The organism is Achromobacter sp. ACM05 (assembly GCF_019218915.1).
GTDB lineage: Bacteria > Pseudomonadota > Gammaproteobacteria > Burkholderiales > Burkholderiaceae_B > Achromobacter > Achromobacter animicus.
Window position 1 is genome coordinate 901,323 of the sequence record NZ_JAHUWQ010000001.1, and the last position, 20,407, is coordinate 921,729.

General features: G+C 64.8%; 19 protein-coding genes. 9 read left to right on the top strand and 10 right to left on the bottom strand.

The genetic code is table 11. From position 1 onward, the window contains the following. Window positions 1–14: 14 nt before the first annotated feature. Window positions 15–2,870 (bottom strand): excinuclease ABC subunit UvrA, encoded by a 2,856-nt coding sequence (uvrA, locus tag KW836_RS04110; protein ID WP_175136914.1) that lies wholly within the window; start codon window positions 2,868–2,870, stop codon window positions 15–17. Between the two features lie 240 nt (window positions 2,871–3,110). Here uvrA and KW836_RS04115 point away from each other — a divergent pair, with 240 nt between their 5' ends. Together KW836_RS04115 and ssb are read left to right on the top strand one after the other, a co-directional pair. Next, window positions 3,111–4,295, top strand: a complete 1,185-nt coding sequence (locus tag KW836_RS04115; protein WP_218342508.1) for an MFS transporter — start codon at window positions 3,111–3,113, stop codon at window positions 4,293–4,295. Window positions 4,296–4,590: 295 nt separating this feature from the next. Continuing rightward, entirely contained in the window at window positions 4,591–5,106 is a 516-nt protein-coding gene (gene ssb, locus KW836_RS04120) for a single-stranded DNA-binding protein (RefSeq protein WP_175124763.1), read from the top strand. Between the two features lie 93 nt (window positions 5,107–5,199). On the opposite strand, the gene KW836_RS04125 is transcribed toward ssb, so the two are convergent. Continuing rightward, window positions 5,200–6,135: a LysR substrate-binding domain-containing protein gene (locus KW836_RS04125; RefSeq protein ID WP_218342509.1), complete on the bottom strand. Its 936-nt coding sequence runs from the start codon at window positions 6,133–6,135 to the stop codon at window positions 5,200–5,202. 95 nt (window positions 6,136–6,230) lie between these two features. Between KW836_RS04125 and KW836_RS04130 the strand changes: the two genes are divergently transcribed. The 5 genes from KW836_RS04130 (at window position 6,231) to KW836_RS04150 (ending at window position 9,549) form a co-directional block, all read left to right on the top strand. After that, window positions 6,231–7,397, top strand: coding sequence for a mandelate racemase/muconate lactonizing enzyme family protein (locus KW836_RS04130; protein WP_218342510.1), 1,167 nt, complete (start codon window positions 6,231–6,233; stop codon window positions 7,395–7,397). 302 nt (window positions 7,398–7,699) lie between these two features. Then, window positions 7,700–8,005, top strand: coding sequence for a DUF4148 domain-containing protein (locus KW836_RS04135; RefSeq protein WP_218342511.1), 306 nt, complete (start codon window positions 7,700–7,702; stop codon window positions 8,003–8,005). A 90-nt stretch (window positions 8,006–8,095) separates the two neighbouring features. Further along, window positions 8,096–8,401: a DUF4148 domain-containing protein gene (locus KW836_RS04140; protein ID WP_175136911.1), complete on the top strand. Its 306-nt coding sequence runs from the start codon at window positions 8,096–8,098 to the stop codon at window positions 8,399–8,401. Between the two features lie 91 nt (window positions 8,402–8,492). Further along, window positions 8,493–8,798, top strand: a complete 306-nt coding sequence (locus KW836_RS04145) for a DUF4148 domain-containing protein (RefSeq protein ID WP_175124758.1) — start codon at window positions 8,493–8,495, stop codon at window positions 8,796–8,798. A 154-nt stretch (window positions 8,799–8,952) separates the two neighbouring features. Continuing rightward, entirely contained in the window at window positions 8,953–9,549 is a 597-nt protein-coding gene (locus tag KW836_RS04150; protein ID WP_175124757.1) for a TetR/AcrR family transcriptional regulator, read from the top strand. Window positions 9,550–9,644: 95 nt separating this feature from the next. Here the strand turns inward: KW836_RS04150 and KW836_RS04155 are convergent, their stop codons facing one another. From KW836_RS04155 to KW836_RS04165, 3 genes are all read right to left on the bottom strand, one after another. Next, a complete protein-coding gene (locus tag KW836_RS04155) occupies window positions 9,645–10,499 on the bottom strand; it encodes a cysteine hydrolase (RefSeq protein ID WP_218342512.1) in 855 nt (284 codons plus the stop codon). 208 nt (window positions 10,500–10,707) lie between these two features. After that, window positions 10,708–11,325 carry a TetR/AcrR family transcriptional regulator gene (locus KW836_RS04160; protein WP_218342513.1) on the bottom strand — a complete coding sequence of 206 codons (618 nt, stop codon included), beginning with the start codon at window positions 11,323–11,325 and terminating at the stop codon, window positions 10,708–10,710. A gap of 152 nt (window positions 11,326–11,477) precedes the next feature. Beyond that, window positions 11,478–13,652 carry a malate synthase G gene (locus KW836_RS04165; RefSeq protein WP_218342514.1) on the bottom strand — a complete coding sequence of 725 codons (2,175 nt, stop codon included), beginning with the start codon at window positions 13,650–13,652 and terminating at the stop codon, window positions 11,478–11,480. Between the two features lie 237 nt (window positions 13,653–13,889). Here KW836_RS04165 and glcC point away from each other — a divergent pair, with 237 nt between their 5' ends. Further along, window positions 13,890–14,654: a transcriptional regulator GlcC gene (glcC, locus tag KW836_RS04170; RefSeq protein ID WP_175136906.1), complete on the top strand. Its 765-nt coding sequence runs from the start codon at window positions 13,890–13,892 to the stop codon at window positions 14,652–14,654. A gap of 54 nt (window positions 14,655–14,708) precedes the next feature. Here the strand turns inward: glcC and KW836_RS04175 are convergent, their stop codons facing one another. From KW836_RS04175 to KW836_RS04195, 5 genes are all read right to left on the bottom strand, one after another. After that, window positions 14,709–15,827 (bottom strand): saccharopine dehydrogenase family protein, encoded by a 1,119-nt coding sequence (locus KW836_RS04175; protein WP_218342515.1) that lies wholly within the window; start codon window positions 15,825–15,827, stop codon window positions 14,709–14,711. 205 nt (window positions 15,828–16,032) lie between these two features. Continuing rightward, entirely contained in the window at window positions 16,033–16,428 is a 396-nt protein-coding gene (locus KW836_RS04180; protein ID WP_175124752.1) for a DUF4148 domain-containing protein, read from the bottom strand. Between the two features lie 400 nt (window positions 16,429–16,828). Continuing rightward, window positions 16,829–17,233: a DUF1090 domain-containing protein gene (locus KW836_RS04185; protein ID WP_175124751.1), complete on the bottom strand. Its 405-nt coding sequence runs from the start codon at window positions 17,231–17,233 to the stop codon at window positions 16,829–16,831. Window positions 17,234–17,445: 212 nt separating this feature from the next. Beyond that, window positions 17,446–18,372: a 4-hydroxybenzoate octaprenyltransferase gene (gene ubiA, locus KW836_RS04190; RefSeq protein ID WP_175136903.1), complete on the bottom strand. Its 927-nt coding sequence runs from the start codon at window positions 18,370–18,372 to the stop codon at window positions 17,446–17,448. A 120-nt stretch (window positions 18,373–18,492) separates the two neighbouring features. Continuing rightward, window positions 18,493–19,689 (bottom strand): PLP-dependent aminotransferase family protein, encoded by a 1,197-nt coding sequence (locus KW836_RS04195; RefSeq protein ID WP_175124749.1) that lies wholly within the window; start codon window positions 19,687–19,689, stop codon window positions 18,493–18,495. Between the two features lie 144 nt (window positions 19,690–19,833). Here KW836_RS04195 and KW836_RS04200 point away from each other — a divergent pair, with 144 nt between their 5' ends. Continuing rightward, on the top strand, window positions 19,834–20,319 hold the full coding sequence (locus KW836_RS04200; RefSeq protein WP_218342516.1) for a GAF domain-containing protein: 486 nt from the start codon (window positions 19,834–19,836) through the stop codon (window positions 20,317–20,319). Window positions 20,320–20,407 lie beyond the last annotated feature (88 nt).

Below are 20,407 nucleotides of genomic sequence, written 5' to 3' on the forward strand. Positions count from 1 at the left end.
TGGAGTGGGGGTGTTCAGTCGCCCGGCCTGCGGCGCAAAAGCTTGCCCAGATACTGGCCGGTGTGGCTGGCCTGCGTTGCTGCCACGATTTCCGGCGTGCCTTGCGCCACGACCCTGCCGCCGCCGTCGCCGCCTTCAGGACCCATGTCGATAAGCCAGTCGGCCGTCTTGATGACGTCCAGGTTGTGCTCGATGATGAGCACCGTGTTGCCGGCGTCCACCAACTGATTGAGCACTTGCAGCAGCAGTTCGATGTCGCGGAAATGCAGGCCGGTCGTCGGCTCGTCCAGGATGTACAGCGTGCGCCCGGTGCTGCGGCGCGACAGCTCCTGCGAAAGCTTCACGCGCTGCGCCTCGCCGCCGGACAGCGTGGTCGCGCTTTGCCCCAGGCGGATGTACGACAGACCCACGTCGATCAGCGTATGCAGCTTGCGCGAGATGGCGGGCACCGATTCGAAATATTCGAGCGCCTGCTCCACCGTCAGGTCCAGCACCTCGCTGATGTTGCGGCCGCGGTAGCGGATTTCGAGCGTCTCGCGGTTGTAGCGCTTGCCGTGACAGACGTCGCAGGGCACGTACATGTCGGGCAGAAAGTGCATCTCGACCTTGACCACGCCGTCGCCCTGGCAGGCTTCGCAGCGGCCGCCCTTCACGTTGAAACTGAACCGCCCCGGGTCATAGCCGCGCGTGCGCGCTTCCGGCACGCCGGCGAAGAGTTCGCGGATCGGTGTGAACAGCCCCGTGTACGTGGCAGGATTGCTGCGCGGGGTGCGCCCGATGGGGCTTTGATCCACGCTGATGATCTTGTCGAAGTTCTCCAGCCCCTGCATCGACACGTAGGGGGCGGGCTCGCTCTGCGCGTGATGCAGCTGGCGCGACACGGCCACCGCCAGCGTGTCGTTGATGAGCGTGGACTTGCCCGAACCGGACACGCCGGTCACGCAGACGAGGCGGCCGGCGGGCACGTGCAGGTCGACGTTCTTGAGGTTGTTGCCGGTGGCGCCGGTGAGCGTCAACCACGGCAGTTCGTCGTCGACAGGGCGGCGCTTCGGGATGGCGATGGCGCGCGCGCCGCTCAGGTATTGGCCGGTCAGCGAATTGGGATCGCGCTGCACGGTCTCGGGATCGCCTTGAGCGACGACTTCGCCGCCGTGCTCGCCCGCGCCCGGTCCCATGTCCACGACCCAGTCGGCCATGCGGATCATGTCCTCGTCATGCTCGACCACAATGACGCTGTTGCCGAGATCGCGCAGGTGCTGCAGCGTGCCGATCAGGCGGTCGTTGTCGCGCTGGTGCAGGCCGATGGAGGGCTCGTCCAGCACGTACATCACGCCCGTCAGGCCCGAGCCGATCTGGCTGGCCAGCCGGATGCGCTGCGCCTCGCCGCCGGAGATCGTGTCCGCGCTGCGGTCCAGCGACAGGTAGTTCAGGCCGACGTTGTTCAGGAAGCTCAGCCGGGCCTCGATCTCGCGCACGATGCGCTGCGCGATCTCCTGCTTGGCGCCCGTCAGGTTCAGGTTGCGGAACCAGTCCAGGCAGCTGGACAGCGGCATGGCCTCGACTTCATAGATGGCCTGGCCGTGGCGTTCGCCACCGCGCGGGTCATGGCCGATCAGCACATTGCGCGCTTCGGGGCGCAGGCGCGAGCCGGCGCAGTCCGGGCAGGTTTTGATGTTGCGGTACTTGCCCAGTTCCTCGCGCACCGTCGCCGAGTCCGTTTCGCGCCAGCGGCGCTCCAGATTCGGGATGACGCCCTCGAAGGTGTGGCGCTTGACGGTGCTGCGGCCTTTTTCGTTCAAGTACAGAAACGAGATTTCTTCCTCGCCGGATCCGTACAGGACCTTGTCGCGCAACGCTTCGGGCAGGTCTTCGAAGGGCGCTTCGATGTCGAATTCGTAATGCGCGGCCAGGCTGGTCAGCAGCGAGTGCGTGAAGGCATTGCGGCGATCCCAGCCGCGGATCGCGCCGGCGGCCAGGCTGAGTTCCGGAAAGGCGACGACCCGCTTGGGATCAAAGAAGCCGACCTGTCCGATGCCGTCGCAACTGGGGCAGGCGCCCATCGGGTTGTTGAAGCTGAACAGGCGCGGTTCGAGTTCGGGCAGGCTGTGGCTGCACACCGGGCAGGCGTAGCGGCTGGAGAAGACCTGTTCGCGCTCGCTGTCCATGTCCAGCGCCAGGGCACGGCCTTCGGCGAGTTGCAGCGCCGTCTCGAAGCTTTCGGCCAGGCGCTGCTTGCTTTCGGGCTTGATGCGCAGGCGGTCGATGACGACGTCGATATCGTGCTTCTCGGTCTTCTTCAGCGGCGCCATGCCGTCGATTTCCACCAACTGGCCATCGACGCGCAGTCGAACGTAGCCCTGCGCCTGCAGGCTGGCGCATTCGTCCTCGAAGCTGCCTTTCTTGCCGCGCGCAATGGGCGCCAGCACCGCCAGCCGCGTCTCGGGCGTCCAGCCCAGCACCGCGTCCACCATCTGGCTGACGCTCTGGGCCTGCAGCGGCAGGCCGTGGTCGGGGCAGTAGGGCGTGCCGACCCGCGCGTAGAGCAGGCGCAGGTAGTCGTGGATTTCGGTGATGGTGCCGACCGTGGAGCGCGGGTTGTGTCCCGCGGCCTTCTGTTCGATCGAGATGGCCGGAGACAGGCCCTCGATGAGATCCACATCCGGCTTGTCCATCAGTTGCAGGAACTGGCGGGCGTAGGCCGAAAGGCTTTCCACGTAGCGCCGCTGGCCTTCCGCGTACAGCGTGTCGAATGCCAGCGAGGATTTGCCGGACCCGGACAGGCCAGTGACGACCACCAGCTTGTGGCGCGGCAGGTCCAGCGAGACGTTCTTGAGATTGTGGGTGCGAGCACCCCGGATGCGTATGGTCACGTCGGTATGGGTAACGTCCAGTTGCGTCGTCGATGACGCCTTTGATCCCGCGCACCCTTTGGGCGCATTTAAGCGATTTCAAAGGCCAACTTGGTACTATAGCGCGCCGAATCCTCTCGCGTTCAAGGCCGTTCATCCGGTTGGACTGGCCTGAGGCCGGCGCCGCACCGCAAGCATCAGACCGTGAGCGTATGACATGAGAAGCATGCGCGCCGCCCTAGTCATCGTTGAAATTTCCGCATGCCGGCAGATAAAAAACTGAAATTGACCCCCTCCGAGCGCCGCGCCAGCGTGGCCCTGGCCGGCCTGTTCGCCGCGCGGATGCTGGGGCTGTTCCTGTTGCTGCCCGTTTTTGCCGTTGCCGCAAGCGGCATGCCGGGCGGCGACGATCCTGCCCGCGTGGGGCTGGCGCTAGGCATGTACGGCCTGACCCAGGCGTTCATGCAGATTCCCTTCGGTCTGGCGTCCGACCGCTGGGGGCGCCGTCCGGTGGTGATCTTCGGGTTGTTGCTGTTTATCGCCGGCAGCATCGTTTGTGCGCAGGCGACGGACGTCTTCTGGATCACCATAGGCCGCGCCATCCAGGGCGCCGGCGCCATTTCCGCCGCGGTCACCGCCTGGCTGGCCGACGCCACCCGCGACGAGGTGCGCACGCGCGCCATGGCGATGGTGGGCGCATCGATCGGATTGTCATTCGCTGTGTCGCTGGTGCTGTCGCCGGTGCTGGTGGGCTGGTGGGGGCTGTCGGGCCTGTTCTGGACCATCGCCTGCCTGGGCGTCGTCTGCCTGGCCGTGGCGCGCTTCGTGGTGCCCGTGGTGCCTCGCACGCAGGCCCGCACGATGCAGGCGGCCAAGCCGCGCGAGGTCCTGACCCATCGCGACCTGTTGCGGCTGAATTTTGGCGTCTTTGTCCTGCATCTGATCCAGGTGTCGCTGTTTGTCGTGGTGCCGGCGCTGCTGGCCAAGGTCGGCGGACTGGACGCGCGTGACCTGTGGAAGGTCTACCTGCCGGTCATCCTGGTGTCGTTCGTGCTGATGGTGCCGGTGGTCTTCGTGGCCGAAAAGCGCAGGGCGCACCGCGGCGCGCTGCGCGCGTCGGTGGCCGGCCTGGTGCTCGTGTGCGCGCTGCTGCCGGCCGCCAGCCAGGGCTTTTACACGCTGGCCATCGCGCTGACCGGATTCTTCGTTGCCTTCAATGTGCTGGAGGCGCTGCAACCGTCGCTGGTCTCGCGCGTGGCGCCGCAGGCCTACAAGGGATTGGCGCTGGGCTTCTACAACACCGCGCAGGCCGCGGGCCTGTTCGCCGGGGGCGCGCTGGGCGGCTGGCTGGCGGGGCATTCGGGCGCCAGCGCCGTGTTCATCGGCGCGGCAATCCTGTCGGCCGTGTGGCTGGCGGTCACCTGGGCGCTGCGGCCCCTGGCCTGACCGTTGCGGGCTTTCCCGCAGGCTTTGGAAAGTCGCGGATCTGGCCCCGAACGGCGTCCAACAGCGCCGAAATGGTTTGCCTGCGGTGACCGATTTGTCACCGATCCCGTTTGGCGCGGCGGGCGCTTTCGTCGATAATACGCATCAACACAGGCTTCACCTGGGCATCGCCGGTCATCGCTTCGATGACCGGCGAGTTTCATGAAGCCGGTCTTCAACATCGCTTTTTTATGTTGTTGCCGGCGCGCTCGCGGCAACGCAAGTCGCAGGCTGTCAACAACAGAGGGACATCGGCATGGCATCGGTTAACAAAGTCATACTCGTGGGCAATCTGGGTCGCGACCCGGAAGTCCGCTACAGCCCCGACGGGGCGGCAATCTGCAACATGTCGATCGCCACGACCTCGTCCTGGAAGGACAAGGCCAGCGGCGAAAAGCGCGAAGAAACGGAATGGCACCGCGTCGTCATGTACAACCGCCTGGCTGAAATCGCCGGCGAATATCTGAAGAAGGGCCGCTCGGTCTACATCGAAGGCCGCCTCAAGACGCGCAAGTGGCAAGACAAGGACACCGGCGCCGACCGCTACAGCACCGAAGTCGTCGCTGACCAGATGCAAATGCTGGGCGGCCGCGAAGACGGCGGCGGCGGTGGTGGCGGCAACTACGGTGGCGGCGGCTACGACGACGCGCCGCGCCAGCAGCGCGCTGCTCCGGCCCAACGCCCGGCGCCGCAGCAGCGCCCGGCTCCCGCAGCGGCCCCGGCCAGCAGCGGCGCCAACCTGGCGGATATGGACGACGATATTCCGTTCTAAGCGTCGCCTCGCGTTACGTATGTTCAAGACCCCGGCTTTCAATGGAAGGCCGGGGTTTTGCTTTTAGGGAACACGGAGCGACGCAGCCGCGCCTCAAGGGCTAGGACGGTCCGCGCCAGCGATTTCCTTTGCAGGACCTGGCTGAAATGTCTCAACCAGAAAATCGATAAACGCCCGCGTGCGAGCCGTCTGGTTGCGGCGCTGCGGGTAATAGACGAACAGATCCGCCGACGGCAGCGTGAAGTCGGGCAGCACCACCCGCAGCCTGCCGCTTTCCAGATATTTGGCCAGATCCCATTCCGACCGGATGAGGATGCCGTGGCCGTCCAGGGCCCAGCCCAGCACGATGTCGCCGTCATTGCTGGATAGCCCGCCTTCCACCTTCACCACTTCGACGCGGCCTTTGTGTGTAAACCGCCAGACGCCGTGCGCCTCGTCGTTTTGCCGGTGCAGAATGCACTGGTGATGCGCCAGGTCGGCCAGGGTTGCCGGCGTGCCGTGCGCCTTCAGGTAGCGAGGCGACGCGCACAGAAAGCGGCGGTTGGTCATGATGCGGCGGGCGGCGAGGCGTTTGTCGGGCAGTTCGCCGAAGCGGATGGCCAGATCGAATGCGCCTTCCACTAGGTCGACGGGCCGGTCCGTGACCTCCAGCTCAACCTGCACCTGCGGGTAGCGCTTCGCAAAGTCGGAGACCAGCGGCGCGATGGTCGTGCGGCCGAATCCCAGCGTGGCGTTGACGCGGATCAGGCCGCGCGGCTGGGCGCTGCTGCTGGACACCACGTCTTCCATCTCGCGCAGGTCTGCCAGGATACGGGTCGCATAGGCAAGGTAAGTCTCGCCTTCGTTGGTCAGGCTGATGCTGCGCGTGGTGCGGTTGACCAGCCGCACGCCCAGGCGCTTTTCCATCAGGGCCAGGCGCTTGGTGGCCGCCGGTGGCGTCAGATCCAGTTGCCGCGCCGCCGCGGACAGGCTGCCCAGCCGGGCGATCAGCACGAAGAACTGTAGCTCGGAGGCGAGGTCGGCTTTCACTGAAAGTAAATAATCAAATGAACTTGGGTGAATTCTAGGGCAGGGATGCGCCACTAATCTATCGATTCCCGATGCGACCCAACCGGAGACAAGCCATGAGAATCGTCGACATCCGCGAGCAGACCCTGCCCATCAGCTCGCCCATCCGCAACGCCTACATCGACTTCAGCAAGATGACGCTGAGCCTGGTCGCCGTGATCACCGACGTGATCCGCGACGGTAAGCCGGTGGTCGGGTACGGCTTCAATTCGAATGGCCGCTATGGACAGGGCAAGCTCATGCGCGAGCGATTCATCCCGCGCGTGCTGGAAGCAGACCCGGACACGCTGGTGGACGCCACGGGGCGCAACCTGGATCCGCACAAGGTCTGGGACGCGATGTTCAAGAACGAGAAGCCCGGCGGTCACGGTGAGCGGTCGGTGGCGATCGGCACCATCGACATGGCCGTGTGGGATGCGGTCGCAAAAATCGAAGGCAAGCCGCTTTTCCAGTTGCTGGCCGAACGTTACGGCAATGGCCAGCCGGACCGGCGGGTGTTTGTGTACGCGGCCGGCGGCTACTACCACCCAGGGCAGGACCACGCCGCGCTCAAGGACGAAATGCGCAGCTATCTCGATCGCGGCTACACGGTCGTGAAAAAGAAGATCGGCGGCGCGTCGCTGGACGAGGACCTTCGCCGGATCGACTCGGTGCTGAGCGTGCTGCAGGACGGCCAGAAGCTGGCTGTGGATGCGAACGGGCGGTTCGACTTGGACACGGCGATTGCCTACGCCAAGGCGCTGTCGCAGTACGACCTGTTCTGGTACGAGGAGCCGGGCGATCCGCTCGACTTCGAGCTGCAGGCGACGCTGCGTAATTACTACGACAAGCCCATGGCCACGGGCGAAAACCTGTTCTCGATGCAGGATGCGCGCAACCTGATCCGCTATGGCGGCATGCGCGCCGACCGCGATTATCTGCAGTTCGATTGCGCGCTCAGCTATGGGCTGGTGGAGTACCTGCGCACGCTCGCGATGCTGCGTCAGCACGGCTGGTCCGCGAGCCGCTGCGTGCCGCATGGCGGGCATCAGATGTCGCTGAACATCGCGGCGGGTCTGGGTCTGGGCGGTAATGAGAGCTACCCGGATCTGTTCCAGCCCTTTGGCGGCTTTCCGGACGGGGTGAAGGTGGAGGCCGGCTACGTCACGATGCCGGATCTGCCGGGCATCGGCTTTGAGGGCAAGTCCGATCTGTACGCCGTGATGCAGGCGCTGTCGGCCTGATTGCCGGCGACGGCGGTCCCGTTGGCCGCGCCAGCGGTAACCGCCGCACTGCACTGATTCAGGCCGTCACGCCGCATCCGATGTGGTTGGCCTGCGTCGCGACATAAATTGTTTCACTTTACCCGCTTGCGTCGTCTATCTAGTAGTAGGTAAGATTCATCCCATCGACGCAGCGCAAACAACAAACCGCCCGGCGCCGAAATCAGAAATACAGTAGGACCGCTTTTTTATTTCTCTCGACATCTACCTACAAGTAGATAGCTAACTGAAACGCATACTGCATCTAAAACTGGAGATTGACCATGAAGACCCTCGTATCCGCCCTGATCCTTTCCGCTTCCTTCATCGGCGCTGCCCAAGCTGGCGAACTGGACTATCCGCCTGAACTGAACACCCAAAGCACGGTGACCCGCGCTCAAGTGCAGCAAGAACTGGCCGCCGCCCGCACCAACGGTGAACTGGCATTCGGTGAAGAAGGCTACGCCGCTGCCCCGATCGCTTTCACCAGCGACAAGACCCGCGCTCAGGTCAAGCAAGAACTGGCTGCTGCCCGCGCTCAAGGTCTGACCGACGGTGGCGAACTGGACTACCCGCCCGTTCAAGGCTGATTTATTCGACCAAACCTCTATCTATAGATAGATAGCTTCAACCCAACAACGCAACACTGCATTTCAAACCAACCTGACTGGAGATTTCTCATGAAGACCCTCGTTTCCGCCCTGATCCTTTCCGCTTCCTTTATCGGCGCTGCCCAAGCTGGCGAGCTGGACTATCCGCCCGAGCTGAACACCCAAAGCACGGTGACCCGCGCTCAAGTGCAGCAAGAACTGGCCGCCGCTCGCGTCAACGGTGAACTGGCATTCGGTGAAGAAGGCTACGCCGCTGCCCCGATCGCTTTCACCAGCGACAAGACCCGCGCTCAGGTCAAGCAAGAACTGGCTGCTGCCCGCGCTCAAGGTCTGACCGACGGTGGCGAACTGGACTACCCGCCCGTTCAAGGCTGATTTTTTCGACCAAACCTCTATCTATAGATAGATAGCTTTAACCGACAACCACGCAGCAACTGCAGCAACTCAACCATTCTGGAGATTTCTCATGAAGACCCTCATTTCCGCCCTGATCCTTTCCGCTTCCTTCATCGGCGCTGCCCAAGCCGGCGAACTGGACTATCCGCCCGAACTGAACACCCAAAGCACGGTGACCCGCGCTCAGGTGCAGCAAGAACTCGCCGCCGCCCGCGCCAATGGCGAACTGGTGTCCGGTGAAGAAGGCTACGCCGCCACCGCCTTTGCCCACGCTGGCGACAAGACGCGCGCTCAGGTCAAGCAGGAACTGGCAGCCGCCCGCGCCCAAGGCCTGACCGACGGCGGTGAACTCGACTACCCGCCCGTGCAAGGCTGAAGCAGATGGCAATCAAAGCGGACCCCGGGGGCGGGATTCTTGTCCCGGCCGGAGTCCGCTGGCACGGTCGGTGACATGGAATGGCCCGCTCGGTAACTGCCGATAAGGGACCCTCCCAATGACGAACCGATCTATTAGTAGGTAATATGCCGCCATGGATACCCCGACTTCCAATACCACTCGCGAACTGCTTCTGGCGCACGCCGAGAAGCTGATCCGCATGCGCGGATGCAACGGCTTCAGCTACCGCGACCTGGCTGAGCATGTGGGCGTCAAGACGTCCAGCATCCATTACTACTTTCCAGGCAAGGACGACCTGCTGTATGAAGCGGTCGAGGCCTACAGCACGCGCGCACTTGGCGCGGTGCGCGGGATCGACACCGCGCAGCCGGCGCAGGCGCAGCTTGAAAAATATCTGTCGATGATGGAATCCGCCGCCTGCGGTTCCGGTGAGCTCTGTCTGGGCGGCATGTTGGCCGCCGACGTGATGAGTTTGTCGGAACGGGTCCGCGGCGCGCTGCAGGGATTCTTCCGCGCGCACGAAGCGTGGCTGGCCCGCGTGCTGGCCGAGGGCGCGGCGCAAGGCACGCTGAAGTTTTCCGGCACGCCCGAAGCAGCGGGGCGTGCGGTGTTCGCGACGATCCAGGGCTGTCTGCTGGTGTCGCGCCTGTTCCAGCAGCCGCCCGCGTTGTGCGAAGCGATCAGCGCGCTTTACGTTGAATGCGAAGGCAAGACGGGCCACGGCGCCTGAACGCCACGCGCTGACTTCGCTGTTCACCGTTTCACGGCCGCCTTGCTGACGCAGGCGGCCGTTGTGTTTGGGCGCGCCGACTGCGCGTCGCCGTCTTACGCCAGCGCGCGCGCCATGTCGGTGCTGGTGCGTTCCTGCACGCCGAGATCCCGCATGCGTTGCAGAAAGCCCGACTGTGCGTTCGCAAAGCCCGCGACGGGACTCATGCAGTCCGTCAGCAGCACGATGCGCGACAGGTTGCCGCCGGGCAGGTGCTCCGCCAGGTGTTCGACGGTGGCCTTGACGCAGTGGCTGCCGGCCTCGCCCGCGATCAGGATCAGATCGGCGCGGTCCAGCGAGTCCAGCAAGCCGCGGTTGAGTTGGCTGCGCGGATCGTCGGCGTCGGGCACCTCGGCCATCAGCGCGCTGTAGTGTTCGGTCCAGGGATTGGCGCCCTTGGGCACCTTGCGCACGATGAACTGGCGCTCTTCTTCCCAACGACCATACGCGGCGCGCACGTCGGGATGCACGTTATGACCCCACGTGCCGATCTCGCAATGCACCGGCCACGCCATCAGCGTGTAGCGGCCCCGCGCTTCGAGTTCATCCAGGTAGTTGAGCGTGCGCGGCAGGTCGTCGTCATGGCGTGGCACGAATTCGCCGGCGCGCAATTGCGCCGCCGTGATCGGCGTGAAGGGCGCCACCGGGTCGCCATTGCCCGCGCGCCAGAATGTGGGGTGCGCAATGTCCAGACGATGATGTGAATCCAGCGTGACCGTGATCGAGGAGAGCACGGGGGCCGTGGCGTCGATGAACCGCGCCAGCCGCTGCATGTCTGCGTGGGCGCCTGCGATGGGCAGCGCGGGCGCAACCGCCAGGCCAGTCAGCGGGTCGAGGGGCCGGTACGACTCGGGCAAGTCGCAGAAATCGTTTTGCGGGTCGACGATCAGCAGGTGAATGGTGCGCGGCATGGTGGGGAGGCGGGGTCTTAGAACAGCACGAGGTGTTCGGCGCGGTCGGGCAACTGGCGCAGCAGCAAGCGCCATTGGCGCCAAAGAATGGACGATACGCCTAACGCGCCTAACGGAATAAGAATCCACATGGCCTGCTCCTGTCAATATTCGCACGGTCGTGCGAAATTAAGCGAAAGTAAAGCCGGCACAACGCCGGCTTCGGGGATTACTCGATGTACTTGAAGCTGCGATACGTGGAGATAAGACGCTCGTAGCCGGCCTTCACGCGCTCGTGCGCCTTCGGGTCGCGCAGGAACCGGGCGTCGTGCATCAGGCCGATCATCAGGCTGTAGACCTCGAACACAAGCTGTTGCGGGTCCGTGTCGGGGCGCAAGTGGCCGGCTTCGAGCGCCTGGTTCACCGTGCGCACCATCGCGGCCCGCCAGCGCTTCAGGTTGTGTTCCAGCACCGACCGCAGCGGCGAGTCGACGTCGTCGTATTCAAACGCGCCGGCCACGTAGATGCAGCCGGTCAGCGTTTCGACATTGCTGGCGCGGTCGATCCACAGCGACACCAGCGCGTTCAGGCGCGGCAGACCGCGCGGGTAGGCCATGGCAGGCGTGAAGACCGCTTCGACAAAGCGCCGGTCGTATTCGTCCAGCACCGCCTGCTGCAGGGCTTCGAGCGAGCCGACGCGCGAGAAGACGCCGCTCTTGCTGATGCCGAGCCGCTTGGCGACCTGGCCCAGCGAGAGGCTTTCCATGCCTTGCGCGGCGGCCATGTCGAGCGCCGCGTTCACGATGGCCGCGAAGGTGAGTTCGCTTTTCTCGGTTTTTGCTGTCATGGCGGAAATTTAGCACGATCGTGCGAAAACCAAGGGGTTTTTAATCGGGGAGGGATGAGGCAGCAAGACACCCCCCGCCCAGATGCAAATTCAGACCCGAAAAAAAAACCGGACGGCATTGCCGTCCGGCTTTGGTCAAGCGGGGCGCTGAATCAGGCGCACGCCGCCTTGTACTCCAGGCGGTACTTGTGCAGCAGCGGCTCGGTGTAGCCGTTGGGCTGGGTCAGGCCTTCGAACACCAGGGCGCACGCGGCCTTGAATGCCAGCGACGTGTCGAAGTTGCCAGCCATCGGCTGGTAGAGCGGGTCGCCCGCGTTCTGGCCGTCGACGACCTTGGCCATGCGCTTGAAGGTCTCGGTGACCTGATCGCGGTTCGTGATGCCGTGACGCAGCCAGTTGGCGATGTGCTGGCTGGAAATGCGCAGCGTGGCGCGGTCTTCCATCAGCCCCACGTTGTGGATATCGGGCACCTTCGAGCAGCCCACGCCCTGGTCGATCCACCGCACCACGTAGCCAAGAATGCCCTGCACATTGTTGTCCAGTTCCTGCTGGATGTCGGCGGCGGACCACTTGGCGGGATCGCCGACCGGCACCGTGAGCAGGCCATTGAGCAGGTCGTCGCGCACGCTGTCCAGCTTCGTGCGTTCGAGTTCCTGCTGGACCGCCTGCACGTCGACCTGGTGGTAATGCAGCGCATGCAGCGTGGCAGCGGTGGGCGAAGGCACCCAGGCGGTATTGGCGCCGGCCTTGGGATGCGCAATCTTTTGTTCGAGCATGGCGGCCATCAGGTCGGGCATGGCCCACATGCCCTTGCCGATCTGGGCGCGGCCGCGCAGGCCGGCGTCCAGGCCCACCAGCACGTTGTTGCGTTCGTAAGCGGTGATCCACGCGCTGGACTTCATGTCGCCCTTGCGCAGCATGGGACCGGCTTCCATGCCGGAGTGCATCTCGTCGCCGGTGCGGTCCAGAAAGCCGGTGTTGATGAAGGCGACGCGCGAGGCAGCAGCTTCGATGCAGGCCTTGAGGTTGACGCTGGTGCGGCGCTCTTCGTCCATGATGCCCATCTTCAGCGTGTTGCGCGGCACGCGGATCAGGTCTTCGACGCGGTCGAAGAGTTCGCTGGCGAATGCGGCTTCGGCGGGGCCGTGCATCTTGGGCTTCACGATGTAGACGGAGCCCGTGCGCGAATTGAGCTTGTGCTTGCGGTCCTGCACCGCGGCCAGGCTGGTGACGACGGCATCGAGAATGCCTTCGGGGATTTCCTGGCCGTCGCGATCGAGCACAGCCGGGTTGGTCATCAGGTGACCCACGTTGCGCACGAACATGAGCGAGCGGCCATGCAGCGTCAGCGCCGAGCCGTCCGGCCGCGTGTAGTTGCGGTCAGCGTTGAGCTTGCGTGTGAAGGTCTTGCCGCCCTTGGTGACGTCCTCGGTCAGGTCGCCCTTCATCAGGCCCAGCCAGTTGCGGTAGATCTGCACCTTGTCGTCGCCGTCGACGGCCGCGACCGAGTCTTCGCAGTCCATGATCGTGGTGAGCGCGGCCTCGACCACCACGTCTTTCACACCCGCCGCATCGGTGGCGCCGATGGTGCTGGCGCGGTCAATCTGGATTTCGAAATGCAGGCCGTTGTTCTTGAGCAGGATCGCCGTGGGAGCGGACGCGTCGCCTTGGTAGCCGACGAATTGCGTGCCCGTCTTCAGGCCGGTCGCGCCGGTGGCAAGCGCCACGCGAAGCTGGCCGCCTTCGACCGCGTAGCCCTTGGCATCCCCATGCGAGCCCTGTGCGAGCGGCGCCGCGGTGTCCAGGAAGCTGCGCGCGCGGGCGATGACGGCGGCGCCACGTTCCGGGTTGTAGCCGCGGCCCGTGTCGCCGGGCGTGGCAGGGATGGCGTCGGTGCCGTACAGGGCGTCGTACAGGCTGCCCCAGCGCGCGTTGGCGGCGTTCAGCGCATAACGCGGATTGGACATCGGCACGACGAGCTGCGGGCCGGCCTGCTGCGAGATCTCGGTGTCCACGTTGTCGGTGGTGGCGCGCACGGTGGCAGGCTGCGGCAGCAGGTAGCCGATGCCTTCGAGGAACTTGCGGTAGGCGGCGGGATCCGTGATGGGACCGGGATGGGCGCGATGCCAGGCATCGAGTTCTGCCTGCAGGCGATCGCGTTCGGCGAGCAAGGCCCGGTTCTTCGGCGCCAGATCGTGCACCAGGGCCGCGAAGCCTTGCCAGAAGTCGTCGGCCTCCAGGCCGGAACCGGGCAGCGCTTCCTGTTCAATGAATTGGCTGAGATTGGCCGCCACTTGCAGGCCGTGGTGCTGGATGCGTTGAGTCATGCGGTTCTCTGGCGTTGAGTCAGGCTGACCGGCGCGGCGCGCCGGGTGAGGGTGCTGACATCATCGTCCGCGACCGCGCCGATGTCCATACGGAAACCCACTGGTCATACCAGTTTTTGCGGCGCACCCCGGGCGGAACATAAATTTTTATGGTTTGATATCAGCCACTTACCAAGGCAAGGCCGATCCGCGAGAGCGCCGACCGCGCATGGTCATACCACTGGTCGCGGAGAATGCATGCACGCGGAAACTGAAGAAAAGCCCCGTCAGGTGGCCGATGAAGTCGCCGAACGGATCGAACGCCTGATTCTGGACGGCGTGCTCAAGGCGGGCCAGGCCCTGCCGTCCGAACGGCGCCTGACCGAAAAGTTGGGCGTGTCGCGCACGGCGCTGCGCGAGGGGCTGAAACTGCTTCGCGCGCGCGAGATCATCCATACGGCGCAAGGCAAGGGTTCGTTCGTCGCGCGCATCTCGAAGGTGGATGCCGGGCCGCTGATGCACCTGTTCAATTCGCAGCCGCGCACGCTGTATGACCTGCTGGAAGTGCGATCGCTGCTTGAGGCCGAATCGGCGCGGCTGGCGGCCATCCGCGGGACCGAGGCCGATTTCATCATGATCCGGCGCCGGTATGACGAGATGGTGTCCGCCCAGGGCGCCGCCACCGATACCGCCACCCACGCGCATCTGGACCACGCCTTTCATCTGGCGATCTGCGAGGCCTCGCACAACCCTGTGCTGGTGCATACGCTGCAATCGCTGACGGATCTGCTGCTGGGATCGGTGTTCGCGTGCGTGAACAACCTGTACCACCGCGAGCCCGAGAAGCGCCAGATCGACCGCCAGCACACGCGGCTGTTCAACGCGGTGATCGGGCGCCAGCCAGAGCAGGCGCGCAAGGCCGCGGCCGATCATGTGGACAGCGTGCGCCAGAGCCTGTCGGATATCGAGCAGGAAGAGCAGCGCCTGGTGCGCGCGACGCTGCGTCTGGAAGGCTGGACGTAGCGCTGCGCGCTGGCGGCGACGATGCCGGCTGAGATGACTTAGGCGGTGACGGACTCAGCGATCGGCCACCGCGCACCCGGCCAGCGCCAGCGGTTTGCCCGCGTAAATGCGGCCGAATCGGTTGTTGAGCAATGCCTCAAGGCCAATCGCCTCTTGCCCCACGAAGCCCTGCTGCGGCAGAACGCCGTGCGCCACCAGATCTAGGGCCGCGCAAATGCCTGCGGCCGTGGACAACTGGATTGCGCTCAGGCGGTGGCCGTCGACTTCCGCGCCGAAGACACGGATCGGATACGACTCTTCTTCCAAACGGCCGTGGCGGTAGCCGGACGCCGATGCCTGGATCACGATCACGTCCTGTTCGGTAGTGGGGATAGCCGACTCGAAGATGTCCTTGAGCAGGTCGCGGCGGTCGCGAAGGCGCAGGTCATTGAGCAGCAGCTTCATGATGTTGCAATGGCCGGGATAGCGCACTGACTTGTAATCGACGTTGCGTGCGCGGCCCAGCAGCGTCGCGGGCAAGGTGCCCAGGCCGCCGGAGGTGTTGAAGGCTTCGTACTCCACGCCGTCCAGCGCAAAGGTTTCGTAGCCTTCCAGTGCGGGCACGCTGGTCAGCTGGCCGTCTACGATTGCCTCGCACGGATTGCAGTATTCGTTGATCAGCCCTTCGGTGCTCCACGTCAGGTTGTAGCGTAGGCTGTTGGACGGATAGCGCGGCAGGGCGCCGACGCGCATGCGCAGATCGAGCAAGGTGTCGAAGCGGCGCGCCAGCGCGTTGCCGACGATGCCGATGAAGCCGGGCGCCAGGCCGCATTGCGGCATCAGCACGCTGCCGGTGTCTTTTCCCAGCGCCTGGATCGCGTGCGTGCTGGCCACGTCTTCGGTCAGGTCGAAATAATGTACGCCGGCCTTGGCGCACAAGCCCGCCACCGCAATCGCGCGATGAAAGGGCAACGCATTGACCACCGCGTAGGCGCCTTCGATGCAGCGCGCCACGCCGGCATCGTCGCTAACCTGGCGCGTCTCGCAGCCCAGTTCGGCAAGCACGGCCAGCCGGCTGGCGTCCTGGTCCGCGACGAGGACGGAATAATCGCCGCTGCGTTCCAGCATCAGCGCGATCGCAAAACCGATTTTTCCGGCGCCCAGCAGAACGATGGGCTTGGTGTGCGTGGACATGGTGCGGCTCCTGCAAAATGAGAGGGAAGGGAAGTGGCCCCATCCTATGCGGGAGTGCTGTCGATTTGTAGCGGCTAAACCGTCGAATCGGCTGCAAGTCGCGTCGATATGACCGTTGAAGTGGTCGAAGCGTCAAAGAAAAAGCCCTCTGGCTTGTGGCCAGAGGGCTGCCTGGTAGCGATTCACGGCCGGCGTGGCCCGTGGATCAGCTGCCCAGGTGGGGGGGATAGTCCAGGTTGCCGAAGGTCACCAGGCCTTCGGTCTTGGCTTGTGCCAGTTGCGATTCGACTTGGGCGCGGCTCAGCGACGTGGCGGAGGCCGAGGCGGCGACGGGCGGGTAATCCATGTTGCCGAAGGTCACTTGGCCGGCGTTCTTGGCCTGGGCCAGATCAGCTTGAACTTGCTGCGAGGTCAGGCTGGAGTGTTGAGCGATGGGGGCGGGGTAGCCTTCTTCGCCGAACGTGTATTGGCCCGAAACCTTGGCTTGTTGCAGCTCGGCTTGAACCTGAGCGCGGGTGGGGGCTTGGTCGGCTTCGGCGGCTTGAGCGCCGGCAGCCAGAACGGACATGGACAGCATCAGTGCGGTAGCAAGGGTTTTCATGGCAGACCTCCGAGTCTTGTGAGCTTGGGATTCGAGCCCCAGGCCTGACTGCCTGGGGCTCGCTTGCTGTGTCCCGATGAGAGGCATTCTGTGCCTAAACAACCCTGGGATAAACCCTTATTACCTGAAAACATCTTTCCAAAATCATGGCTAATCGGTTTGGATTGTCCATGTTGGCGCCATGGGTGGCGATATTTCCATTGTGTGACGCGTCAGATTTCCGGGCCTCGGAGGTCGGCCCGCCGGCGAAGGGGAGGGCAACTGCAAGAATGGGCGCGCGGCCGGCTCGGGGCAGGCAGAGGCAGACATCGGAGGGGGCGCGGCGAGGGAGCGGCCGCAGGAGAGTGGGAGATAAGCGGCGGCCAGCGCGCGCGACGCCCTGGCTCGCAGGCACGTCAGGTCAGCGGTTCAGGTCGGCCAACGCGTCGTTGTATTCGGCCTGTGCTTCTTCAAGCTTGCGTTGGGCCTTGTCGATCTTGTCCTGCTTGCCCTTGGCTTTCGCCTCTGTCAGCTCTTGCTGGCGTTCGGCCACTTTGGATTGCTTCTCGCGCACGTCGGCCTCGCGCTGCGATTGCAGGCGGCTGTCGGTGCAGCTTGCCTTGGCTTCGGACAACGCCTTGCGCAGGCCCGCCTCGCGGCGCGAGTTGTTCTGCGCCTGCGCGGCGGCAATGTCGTTTTCGATGTGGCAGAACTTGGCCGCGCAACCGCGCAGCGGGGCGCAATCGGTGGCGGCTTGTGCGGGCAGCGTGGCGAAGAGGGCGCACACGGCGGCGGCGGTGGTCAGGGATTTGATCATTGCAGGCATGCGGTGACTCCGTGACGTGGGGCGGAAGGCCCATCATCGCCTGAGGCCGTCAATCCCGCAAATGCACGGCCTGAAAGTACCGCCCGAAAATACCGCTCGAAAGTGCCGCCCGAAAGTACCGCTCGAAAATACCGCCCGAAAGTGCGGCTCGAAAGCGCGGGACGCGCAGACGTCGCCATGTCGCGCTTCCGCGCCGCTTCAACCGCGCCGCATCAGCGGATCAACGTGCCCGCCAATGCTGCGGCAACCAGCAATGCGCCCAGCCACAGGTTGGCGCGGAACAGCATGAAATTGCGGTGGGGATGCTGGATGTCGAACACCTTCAACTGCCAGGCCAGATGCGCGGCCACAGCGACCATGCCGACCTGATAGGCCCACGACAGGCCGATGGCATAACCGCCCCAGGCCCACAGCAACACGGTGCCCAGATAGAACCCGCCGATCCAGAGCTTGCCCTGATCGCCGAAACGCATGGCGGTCGAGTGCAGGCCCACGCTGCGGTCGTCGCGCACGTCGACGTAGGCATAGATGCTGTCGTAGCCCACCTGCCACAGCACCGCGCCCAGCCACATGGCGATGGCGGCGAGCGGCACGTGGTTCTGCGTATCCGACCAGGCCATCAGCATGCCCCAGTTGAAGCAGATGCCCAGCACGACCTGCGGCCAGTAGGTGACGCGCTTGCACAGCGGATAGATGAAGACGAAGGGCAGCACGGCCACCGCCAGCCAGCGGCTCATGTCGTTCAGGAAGAACAGCAGCGACCCGCAGACCAGCAACTGGCCCAGGAGAAACCACACGGCGTTCTTCATCGACAGCTGGCCGCTGGTCAGCGGACGGAAGCGCGTGCGCTCGACGTGCTTGTCGAAATCGCGGTCGCACATGTCGTTGACGGTGCAGCCGATGCCGCGCATCAGCAGGGCGCCCAGCGAGAAGACGATAAGGCGTTGCAGGTCGGGCAGGCCGCCCGCGGCCTGGACCAGCGCGGCAATGGCCGGCAGCAGGGTCAGCCAGGTGCCGATAGGGCGATCCAGGCGGCACAGCCGCGCGTAGGGCCGCCACGACTTCGGCAGCCAGCGTTCGACCCAGTCGGTGAAGACGATGTCACTGAGATCGGCGGGGGATTGTTGCGAAGCGCTCACTGTCACGGTCACAAGTGGTCGGGAAAGCCGACAGCATAAAACAACGGCCGGGCATCGCGCCCGGCCGATCGGTCATCAAGGCATCCGCGCCGCCCCTTCAAGGGACGACGGCGGACGTTGTCATTCCGCCTTCAGCAGCTTGCCCAGGATGGCGATGCCGGTGCGGATCTTGTCTTCCGGCACGGTGGCGAAACTGAGGCGCAGCGTGTTGCGCTTGCCTTCGCCGCTGTAGAACGGCGCGCCGGGCACGAAGGCCACGTTCTGCGCGATGGCCTTTTCGAGCAGCTTGGTGCTGTCGATGTGCTCGGGCAGCGTCAGCCAGATGAACATGCCGCCTTCCGGCTTGGTCCAGGTGACGGTGGACGGGAATTCCTTCTGGATGGCGTCCAGCATGCAGCTGCCCTGGGCGCGGTAGATCTCGCGCACGTTCGGCAGGTGCTCGGCCAGGAAGCCGTCCTTGACGATCTCGTACACGGCCATCTGGGTCAGCGTGGGCGTGTGCAGGTCGGTTGCCTGCTTGGCCTGCACCAGCTTGTTGATGAGCGCGCGGCCGCCAGCGATGTAGCCCAGGCGCAGGCCCGGGGCCAGCACCTTCGAGAACGTGCCCAGACGCACGACGTTCGCGCCGTATTCCTTGGCAAGCGCGATCAGGCCGGGCTGCGGCTCGCCGGCGTAGCGCAGTTCGCCGTAGGGATCGTCCTCGACGATGGTCAGGCCCAGTTCGGCGGCGCGCTTGACCAGCGCGATGCGGCGCTCCAGGTTGAGCGTGCGGCCGGTCGGGTTCTGGAAGTTGGGCAGGGCGTACAGGAAGCGGGCGCCGTCAGCCAGTTCGGGCGTGATGGCTTCGGGGATCAGGCCGCCTTCGTCGGTGGGCACGGGCACGAAGTTCGGCTGGTACAGGCTGAACGATTGCAGTGCGCCCAGGTAGCTGGGGTCTTCGACCAGCACCTTGCTGTCCTTGTCGATCAGCACCTTGCCCAGCAGATCCAGCGCCTGCTGCGAGCCGGACACGATCAGGACCTGGTCGGGGGCGATGTCGGCGCCGGACGCCGTCAGGTCATCGGCGACCCACTTGCGCAGCGGTGCATAGCCCTCGGTGGGACCGTATTGCAGGGCCGCGCGGCCGTTGGTGGACAGGACCTTGTCGAATGCCGCACGCACCACTTCTACCGGGAAGCCGCCGGGCGCGGGCAGGCCGCCTGCGAACGAAATGACTTCGGGGCGCTCGGTTACCTTGAGAATCTCGCGGATGGCGGAGCTGGTGAGTTGCAGGGCGCGTTCCGAAAAGGAAAACGCAGGTTCGAGGGGCTTGTCCATGGAGTGCTTCTTGATCAAGAAGGGTGGGTCGGTTGATGCGTTTGACAACAAAGTATTGTCCCACACGGTAACAGCCCGGCCCTTTTATCGGGTGGAACCCCTAAAATCACCTGCATCGATAACCGCCAGTACAGTTACATTTTCATGTTCGAAGCCGCTCCCATCGTCGCCGATTCCAAGGCCGCCCTGTATGCCGAACTGACCATGCAGGCGCGCGCGCTGCTGGAAGGCGAACCCGACCGCATCGCCAACGCCGCCAACCTGAGCGCGCTGGCGTTCCAGGCACTGCCCGACCTGAATTGGGTGGGCTTTTATTTCTTCGACGGCGCGGAACTGGTCCTGGGCCCGTTCCAGGGCAAGCCCGCGTGCGTGCGCATTCCGCTCAATCGCGGCGTGTGCGGCGCGGCCGCCAGCCAGCGTCAGACGCAGCTCGTGCCGGACGTGCATGCCTTTCCCGGCCACATCGCCTGCGACGCGGCCTCGCGTTCCGAAATCGTGGTGCCGCTGGTGCACAAGGGCGAACTGATCGGCGTGTGGGATGTCGACAGCCCCGTGCCGGACCGGTTCGACGAAGACGACCGCAAGGGCATGGAAGCGCTGTGCGCGGTGTTCCTGGCGACGCTCGGCTGAACCCGGCCCGCGGCGCCGCCGGGCGACCTGCGCGTCGCCGCGTTGACACCGCCGCGCCCGCCCGGTAGATTTCTGCATCCGCCGCATA

What these genes read in the sequence shown, in the direction of transcription:
- KW836_RS04195 (WP_175124749.1), bottom strand. Translation starts at nt 19,689, where the DNA reads ATGGACAAGCCCCTCGAACCTGCGTTTTCCTTTTCGGAACGCGCCCTG.
- KW836_RS04145 (WP_175124758.1), top strand. Translation starts at nt 8,493, where the DNA reads ATGAAGACCCTCATTTCCGCCCTGATCCTTTCCGCTTCCTTCATCGGC.
- KW836_RS04160 (WP_218342513.1), bottom strand. Translation starts at nt 11,325, where the DNA reads ATGACAGCAAAAACCGAGAAAAGCGAACTCACCTTCGCGGCCATCGTG.
- KW836_RS04185 (WP_175124751.1), bottom strand. Translation starts at nt 17,233, where the DNA reads ATGCCTGCAATGATCAAATCCCTGACCACCGCCGCCGCCGTGTGCGCC.
- KW836_RS04175 (WP_218342515.1), bottom strand. Translation starts at nt 15,827, where the DNA reads ATGTCCACGCACACCAAGCCCATCGTTCTGCTGGGCGCCGGAAAAATC.
- KW836_RS04200 (WP_218342516.1), top strand. Translation starts at nt 19,834, where the DNA reads ATGTTCGAAGCCGCTCCCATCGTCGCCGATTCCAAGGCCGCCCTGTAT.
- KW836_RS04140 (WP_175136911.1), top strand. Translation starts at nt 8,096, where the DNA reads ATGAAGACCCTCGTTTCCGCCCTGATCCTTTCCGCTTCCTTTATCGGC.
- glcC (WP_175136906.1), top strand. Translation starts at nt 13,890, where the DNA reads ATGCACGCGGAAACTGAAGAAAAGCCCCGTCAGGTGGCCGATGAAGTC.
- KW836_RS04150 (WP_175124757.1), top strand. Translation starts at nt 8,953, where the DNA reads ATGGATACCCCGACTTCCAATACCACTCGCGAACTGCTTCTGGCGCAC.
- KW836_RS04165 (WP_218342514.1), bottom strand. Translation starts at nt 13,652, where the DNA reads ATGACTCAACGCATCCAGCACCACGGCCTGCAAGTGGCGGCCAATCTC.
- ssb (WP_175124763.1), top strand. Translation starts at nt 4,591, where the DNA reads ATGGCATCGGTTAACAAAGTCATACTCGTGGGCAATCTGGGTCGCGAC.
- KW836_RS04135 (WP_218342511.1), top strand. Translation starts at nt 7,700, where the DNA reads ATGAAGACCCTCGTATCCGCCCTGATCCTTTCCGCTTCCTTCATCGGC.
- KW836_RS04115 (WP_218342508.1), top strand. Translation starts at nt 3,111, where the DNA reads ATGCCGGCAGATAAAAAACTGAAATTGACCCCCTCCGAGCGCCGCGCC.
- KW836_RS04155 (WP_218342512.1), bottom strand. Translation starts at nt 10,499, where the DNA reads ATGCCGCGCACCATTCACCTGCTGATCGTCGACCCGCAAAACGATTTC.
- KW836_RS04130 (WP_218342510.1), top strand. Translation starts at nt 6,231, where the DNA reads ATGAGAATCGTCGACATCCGCGAGCAGACCCTGCCCATCAGCTCGCCC.
- KW836_RS04180 (WP_175124752.1), bottom strand. Translation starts at nt 16,428, where the DNA reads ATGAAAACCCTTGCTACCGCACTGATGCTGTCCATGTCCGTTCTGGCT.